Genomic DNA, 1,236 nt, shown 5'->3' with positions numbered 1-1,236 from the left:
GCGCGGACGAACGGCGACGGCCAGGTTTGGCGCGCGGCCGGCAGCCGCGCGGGCAGCATGTCGAGATGCCGCTTCGCGCCGACGACGAGCGTCGCGTCGAGCAGCGCGCGCCGCGCGCTGCGTCCGAGCCCCGCGTAACCGTCGTCGCCGATGCCTACTACTGTCAGCCACGCCGTCATGCACCCTTCCCCATCGTTCGATTCCCTACCGTTTGTTGCGATGCGCGGCGGCCGGGCTGCCGCGCGTTGATTCGTTGATGTGCCGAGCGTGACCGGCGCGATACCGCGACGACGTCAGCCGCGCGTCACCGGGCCAATCAAGACCAGCAAGCCCAGATACATGCCGCCGATCGACGCGATCAGCAGCCAGCCGAGCAGCAGCCACATGAGCGGCCGCGCACCGATTTTCCTGTACAGGAACGTGCCACCCGCCACGATCGGCATGCCGAGGCCGGCGAGCCCGACATTCTTCGGCCACTCGGCCGACGGTGCAAGCGGGATCAGTATGCACGCGAGCAGCATCCAGGCCGGGATGGCCAGCAGGCCCAGTGCGATGCCCATGCCGAACAGCTCCGTCCTGCCGAGTTTCATCGCGGATTCCGGCGGTCGCCGATCTGATGTCGAGCCGCCAATCGTACCATTTGCGAGATAGCGAAAAACCGGCTGCGGCCGTTCTGCGATGCGGTTGCGCGGCATATCGACAATGCCGGATCCTCGCGAAAATCGGGTATCCTACGGCCGTTCGTTCGCCGGTGCCCCTCGGGGCCGAAGAGGGAACACAGGGCGCGCTACGCGCCGCTGTGGCTGCCCCCGCAACTGTAGACAGCGAGCCGATCTCCCCCTCATGCCACTGGTTCCACCGGGAAGGCCGGGAGCCGGCGCCGACCTGTCAGCCAGGAGACCTGCCGGCCTGAAAGTGCGTGCGTGCCAGTCGGCGTCGGGCGGGGTGTACCGATGCGTTGGCCGCGGCGCGACACTGCCCCGGTACCCCGTTGAGTTCCGCCCCCGTTTCGATTCCTGCGTCGCCCGTCGTGCGCCCGTCGGCCTGCCCGGGGCTCGTGCGCGTGGTCACGGCCGCCGACGGCGGGCTGTGCCGGATCAAGCTGCCGGGCGGCCGGCTCGACGCGCGCCAGGCCCGTGCGATTGCAATGATGGGCGGCGTCAGATTGTCAGGTGTCATGTTTGCTCCATATCGGTTACGCGGCCGGGGTTGGCGTAACCCAGATCGGAAGAGCAA

1 protein-coding gene, 2 pseudogenes and 1 riboswitch are annotated in these 1,236 nt (G+C 68.4%); of the genes and pseudogenes, 1 reads left to right on the top strand and 2 read right to left on the bottom strand.

Features of this window, described 5'->3' with window-relative positions:
• Both G3O00_RS44055 and G3O00_RS42745 read right to left on the bottom strand, forming a co-directional pair.
• A pseudogene (locus tag G3O00_RS44055) lies at nucleotides 1-179 on the bottom strand (bifunctional cobalt-precorrin-7 (C(5))-methyltransferase/cobalt-precorrin-6B (C(15))-methyltransferase); the annotation flags it as partial.
• A 114-nt stretch (nucleotides 180-293) separates the two neighbouring features.
• Nucleotides 294-695, bottom strand: coding sequence for a hypothetical protein (locus G3O00_RS42745; protein WP_206146602.1), 402 nt, complete (start codon nucleotides 693-695; stop codon nucleotides 294-296).
• 37 nt (nucleotides 696-732) lie between these two features.
• Nucleotides 733-924: riboswitch (cobalamin riboswitch) on the top strand.
• Between the two features lie 106 nt (nucleotides 925-1,030).
• On the opposite strand from G3O00_RS42745, the pseudogene G3O00_RS43815 reads away from it, so the two are divergent.
• Nucleotides 1,031-1,236, top strand: a pseudogene (locus G3O00_RS43815) (precorrin-3B synthase); the annotation flags it as partial.

Source organism: Burkholderia sp. Ac-20384, from assembly GCF_017104605.1.
Classification (GTDB): Bacteria; Pseudomonadota; Gammaproteobacteria; order Burkholderiales; family Burkholderiaceae; genus Burkholderia; species Burkholderia lata.
The sequence above is the reverse complement of the archived record's forward strand: the minus strand, read 5'-3'. Positions and strand labels throughout refer to the sequence as shown.